This window comes from Pseudoalteromonas sp. (genome assembly GCF_041613455.1).
Taxonomy (GTDB): domain Bacteria; phylum Pseudomonadota; class Gammaproteobacteria; order Enterobacterales; family Alteromonadaceae; genus Pseudoalteromonas.
Map to the genome: position 1 here is coordinate 1 of NZ_JBFJHD010000190.1, position 5,819 is coordinate 5,819.

The window sequence follows — 5,819 nt, forward strand, 5'->3', positions numbered from 1 at the left end:
CGGTTATCCGCTTGAATTAATTTAGACTCGCCGAGAACTTTATGCGCAATATTTGCCAATGAATAGTTATCGAAATGGTAAGTGGCATTTTTTAAGGTATCAATACCATCTATGACGCTGCGACCTGGTAGGCTTAGGCGGGTAAAATGGCCTACATTTATACTTAACGCTTGCTGCTCACGGCCAAAGTTAAGCGTTAAGCCTAATGCCTCTGCGCGCGAGTTTAGTACCGTAAAATCAAATTCAATAACATTCCAGCCCACAATCACATCGGGGTCGTTACTATTAATGTAGCCTTGCAGCTTTTGTAATAACGCTATTTCATCAACACACCAATCTATATTTATGTCTGTGTGTTGTGTGTGTGGCTCGCCAATCATTAGTACACAATCTAAACCGTTACCCACTAGCCCCACCGAAAACAATACGCCATCACCATTGCATTCAATATCGAGTGAAACCGCACTTAGCTGTGGAGTATAGTTAGGATTTGCTTTGAGTTTTGCTTGTGCTATTTCAATAAAGCCATTTTTTTGCGTAGCTTGACCTGTCACCCACACTCCGCCCTTTATAAAGCGCTCCATTAAAAAGCGGTCACTATGGCGAATATCTGCCTCATAGATAGAAGTGTGGTTTTCTAGTAAACTGCGCGCTTGGTAAAGGCTATGGCTACTATTAAAATAACATGCCACACAGTCAGTGCCACTAAAATGGCGCAGCTGCACCGCTTTAAAATTTACCTTTATATTGGCTTGATCTAACATCGCCTGCGCGCTGGGTTGCGCTGCTTGCGGAATAAAAAAAACCGCCTGCTGGTTTTCAATCAGCACTTTAATTGGGCCATGATCACTACACAGCCAATAACACAAGGTGATGCCTCGCCCCTGTTTAGCTGAGTATTGCTGCCTGGATAAAATAAAGCCCTGATAGATTGCTTGTGTCAATGTCCGATCCCACTTAATATATACACTGTAATTATATACATACTTTAGGTAAATCATCCCATGCTTTCTGACTCACTAAAAAAAACTATTCGGCAAGTACACCAGCATGTGGCTAATAACCTAACCGATTACCGCCCGCGCAGCAGTCAAAATTACTTAGTAGCAGAAATCGCGAAAACCTTAGCGGGCGAGTATCACAAGCAGCAACGCATTTGCGTTATTGAAGCCGGCACCGGCACCGGTAAATCACTAGCTTATTGTTTAGGCGCACTGCCATTGGCGCTGGCACAAAAAAAGAAACTGGTGATCTCTACCGCAACCGTCGCACTGCAAGAACAGTTAATAGCTAAAGAGTTACCGTTTTTTAAACAGCATTCAGGACTCAATTTTAAATTTGATTTAGTTAAAGGACGGCACCGCTATATATGTGCCCACAAGCTGCATAATGCGGTCAATGCCGATAGCCAAACACAAATGGAGTTTATGCCAACGCTTACCTCGCCATTAAGCGACATGGAAACCAAGTGTTTAAACGCGCTGTATAACGCCTACAGCAATAAAAACTGGCCTGGCGACCGAGATAGCTGGGCCGACACCATACCCGATAGAGTGTGGAACTTAATTGCTTGCGATAAACATGCGTGCCAACGACAAATGAAAGCACACCAAACTTGTCCGTTTCAATTAGCACGCCAGCAATTAATGCAAATGGATGTGTTAGTGATCAACCACTCTTTATTACTGGCAGATTTAGATTTAGGTGGCGGCAAAATTTTACCCGAGCCCGACAACACTATTTATGTAATAGATGAAGCGCATCACTTGGCGCATATCACCCGTGACTTTTCATCTGCCGCCGCCACTATTAAAGGCACCATAGAGTGGCTCGACAAACTCACTAAATTTAGTGGTAAAATGGCCAAAGTGTTAGTTGGGCAAAAAGGCATTGGACAAAACTTTAAGTTATGCGACAGCATTAACGATGCCAATAAAGATTTAAAAGTGGTGCGCGACCTACTCGATAACGCCGACTTTGAATACTCCAAAGACGACACTTACCGCTTTGAACATGGTGAAATCCCCCAGTCTCTGCACAGTAAAGCCAAAGATATTAGCGAAGCCACCCTTGATGCACTGCGCTGCTTAAATAAAATGCACGACACCCTCAGTCAAGATGTCAGCGATGGTGATATAAAACCTTACGTGGCCGATCCTATTTTGGGCGAGAGCGGGCAATATATAAATCGCTTAGAACAATTACATAAGCTATGGTTTAGTTATGCCACCAAAGGTGAAGGCACGCCGCATGCACGCTGGATAAAGCGCCTCGAGTATAAAAGTCATCACGATCACTTACTCAGCGACTGCCCTATTGAAGTAGGCTACTACTTAAAAGACAAACTGTGGAATGAGTGCGCAGGTGCCGTGCTATGTTCGGCTACACTGAGTGCGCTTGGCTCGTTTGACCATTTTGCCTACGAAGCTGGTCTTGCAAAAGAACCCGGCGTTAAATTTATTAAAGTGCCCTCGCCGTTTGATTACCCTAACCAAGCCACCTTACGCATTCCGGTTTCTAAAATAGAGCCCACCGATAAAGCGTTTAGCGATCACGTAGCAAGCACCTTACCCGAGTATTTAGCGACTGAAAAAGCCAACTTAGTGTTGTTTGCTTCGTACTGGCAAATGGACCATGTAGCTAAGCTGCTTAGAACAAAAGGTTTTAACTTATTAGTGCAAGGCGTATTGTCACGTGAGGCCATGCTTAAATTACACACTAAAAATATTGATGAAGGTAAAGGTAGCATTTTATTTGGCACCCAAAGCTTGTCGGAAGGCCTTGATTTACCAGGTAAATATTTAGAGAATTTAATTATTACTAAAATCCCGTTTGCGGTTCCTACGTCACCAATAGAAGAAGCGCAAGCCGAATTTGTGCAAAGTAAAGGCGGTAACCCTTTTTTATCTATCACGGTTCCCGATGCGGCAAAGAAATTGGTACAAAGCTGTGGTAGACTGCTGCGTAAAGAAAGCGATGCTGGCTGTATTACTATTTTAGATAGGCGTTTAATCACTAAGCGTTATGGCAAAGCAATGCTCGACACCTTACCTCCATTTAAAAGACAAATAGACTATTAATAATGTTTGAACTTGCACTCGATCCTACAACCTGGGCTATTTTATGTGCCGTTGCACTGGCCGCAGGCTTTATTGATGCCATCGCCGGTGGCGGTGGTATGTTAACTGTTCCGGCATTATTAACCGCCGGCTTACCGCCACATTTAACCCTAGGCACGAATAAATTAGCCGCCAGTTTTGGCTCTTTAACGGCGAGTTACACCTACTACAAAAAAGATTTATTTAATCCTAAATTTTGGCTCGGTTCAATATTTGCCACCGCCATTGGTGCGTTGCTCGGTACATTAATAGTGGATCACCTCAGTATCGACTTTTTAAATAAACTCCTGCCGATTATTATCATTATGGTTGCCTGTTATAGCCTGTTTGGTAGTTTAAGTACCACCCAAGGGGACGCCTTACCAACGCTTACGCCTGTAATAAAGGTAAAACAATGGTTACAAGGATTAAGCTTAGGGCTTTTTGATGGTTTAGCCGGCCCAGGTACCGGCACTTTTTGGACCGCCTCTAATGGCATGCTGTACAAAATGAACTTATTACTAAACTGTGGCTTATCGCGCTCAATGAATTTTGTGTCTAACTTTATCTCCTTGATCACCTTTGTTGCCTTAGGCCATGTAAACTTTTTACTAGGTATTACCATGGGCTTTTTTATTATGCTAGGCGCATGGTTTGGAGCGCATTCGGCGATTCGCTTTGGTAGTAAGTTTATTCGCCCGGTATTTAACACTATGGTTATACTGTTAGCATTAAAACTTATTTATGAGGCCTACTTTTAAGATGCAATCCGCTGCTTTTGATAAACTACGCCAACAAGTTGCTACGTTAAAACAGCAAGCTGAGCAATTTGATAAAGCCAAGCTGTTTGCTAAAAATCGTTATATGCAAGCGCAACCCAGTTTGTTCGATCGCGCGGTGTTTAGCACCAAAAGTATGAATTTAGTAGATTACGTAAACGAAATTGAAGATGAAATAACCGCGTTACCCCCCAGTGAGCACCGTCACGCTTATACGTACGCACTTGAGCGTATCGCCAGCCAAGTACAAGCGGTATTTAATGTAATTAAATCCACGCCAATTTGGGAAAAAGAAAATAAAAGCCACTATAAGCCTCGGCCTAAGCAAAAGGTTTATAAACAAGCCGTACAAAAAATAATGCAGTCATCCCACGAGCTGTACGACGAGCTAAAACAAAACCACGAATTTGAACGTCGCTTACTGTTAATGATCGAAGAGCGAAAAATGCAGATGGACAAAGCCACCCCAGCACAAGCGCAAAAGTTGAATCAGGAAATTTTAACCACCCATGCGCGCTTAGGGCGCTGCAGAAAAGCGATTTCGGCCACCGAAATGAAAATACAACAAGTAGAAAAACAACAACTGCGTTAAGGTCATTAACCGATATGCAGCTTTTTTATCATCATTTGTATTCAGCACTGCCGCTGCCCGAGCGGCACCGCTTTCCGATAAAAAAATACCAGTTGCTTAAAACCGCCATTGCAGAATTAGGCGTTACCGCTGAGCAGTTTAAACAACCCGTCAAGGCAAGTGCCGCACAACTAGCGCTGTGTCACAGCGAACATTATATCCATCAGTTTATCAATGGCACCCTAAGCGATAACGCAATTAAAAAAATGGGCTTTCCGCACTCTCAAGCTTTGGTCGAGCGCACACTCTACTCGGTCGGTGCCAGTATTCAGGCAGCAGAGCACGCACTTAACTCGGGGCTAAGCGCTAATTTAAGTGGTGGTTATCACCATGCGTATCGCGAGTCTGGCAGCGGCTATTGTATTTTTAATGATTTAGCTGTCGCCGCCGCGCACTTAATCACCAGCGAGCAAGCCAGCACAGTATTAATATTAGACTGCGATGTGCACCAAGGCGATGGCACAGCCGAAATAGCGCAATGCCATAACAATATCATTACCTGCTCCATCCATTGTGAAGCTAATTTTCCCCGCATCAAACAGCACTCTGATTACGATTTTGCATTGCCAGCCCACACCACAGACCCTGACTATTTAGCAACTCTAAAGCAAGCATTGGCATTTTGCGTGCGCATCCACCAGCCAGATATTATTTTATACAATGCCGGCGCCGATATTTACGAAAAAGACGAGCTCGGGCTATTCAATGTGTCGTTGGCCGGAGTATATCAGCGCGACTATCATGTGATTAACTTTTGTAAGCAACAGCAAATTCCACTCATGTGTGCCTTAGGCGGGGGTTATCAACGCCAGCAAAGTGAGGTGGTTAAGGTACATAAGCAGCTGTTTCAAGCAGCGCTCGATTTATACTAAACCTTGATATACACTCAATAAAATGGCTTAAAAACGAGGCTCGTTAATGCACCTACATGACGATATACACAACTATTACGAAAAAATGCTATTAGAAGAAATCATCAATCGTAAGCTGTACGATCAATACAACGATGATGTGATGGCCGACTTGTGTTGCACTGTGCTAAACCAACTGCCGTCGCGCTATATTCGCTCAGATATAGACATGGCATTTTATTTATCAACCACTGAGCGTGTTCATATGCAACAACGAGTGGCAACCGCGATTGACGTGGCGATAAGTCAAGTGGCAAAAAAGGCCAGCATCAATGAGTAATCCTTTAGAGCACGCACCCGATCATGTAAAACTGGCAGTCGATTTAATTATGCTGTTAGAGCAACACGGCCTGCCTCCCGCCGACGTTCTCAAAGCCTTAGAAATTGTTAAACAAGACTA

7 protein-coding genes are annotated in these 5,819 nt (G+C 43.7%); 6 read left to right on the forward strand and 1 reads right to left on the reverse strand.

The genetic code is table 11. The features are described from left to right. Nucleotides 1-944, reverse strand: a 944-nt coding sequence (locus ABYB02_RS13785; protein ID WP_372762997.1) for a 3'-5' exonuclease, incomplete at its 3' end; no start/stop codon positions are given. 60 nt (nt 945-1,004) lie between these two features. Here ABYB02_RS13785 and dinG point away from each other — a divergent pair. The 6 genes from dinG to ABYB02_RS13815 form a co-directional block, all read left to right on the forward strand. Next, nucleotides 1,005-3,080, forward strand: a complete 2,076-nt coding sequence (gene dinG, locus ABYB02_RS13790; RefSeq protein ID WP_372762998.1) for an ATP-dependent DNA helicase DinG — start codon at nt 1,005-1,007, stop codon at nt 3,078-3,080. 2 nt (nt 3,081-3,082) lie between these two features. Beyond that, complete coding sequence (locus tag ABYB02_RS13795) at nt 3,083-3,859, forward strand: TSUP family transporter (RefSeq protein WP_372762999.1); 777 nt, start codon at nt 3,083-3,085, stop codon at nt 3,857-3,859. Between the two features lies 1 nt (nt 3,860). Continuing rightward, complete coding sequence (locus ABYB02_RS13800; protein ID WP_372763000.1) at nt 3,861-4,469, forward strand: primosomal replication protein; 609 nt, start codon at nt 3,861-3,863, stop codon at nt 4,467-4,469. A 14-nt stretch (nt 4,470-4,483) separates the two neighbouring features. Further along, nucleotides 4,484-5,380 carry a histone deacetylase gene (locus ABYB02_RS13805; RefSeq protein ID WP_372763001.1) on the forward strand — a complete coding sequence of 299 codons (897 nt, stop codon included), beginning with the start codon at nt 4,484-4,486 and terminating at the stop codon, nt 5,378-5,380. A 46-nt stretch (nt 5,381-5,426) separates the two neighbouring features. Further along, nucleotides 5,427-5,699, forward strand: coding sequence for a late competence development ComFB family protein (locus tag ABYB02_RS13810; protein WP_372763002.1), 273 nt, complete (start codon nt 5,427-5,429; stop codon nt 5,697-5,699). Then, on the forward strand, nt 5,692-5,819 hold a 128-nt coding region (locus tag ABYB02_RS13815; RefSeq protein WP_372763003.1), incomplete at its 3' end, for a YbaM family protein. The genes ABYB02_RS13810 and ABYB02_RS13815, both read left to right, overlap by 8 nt.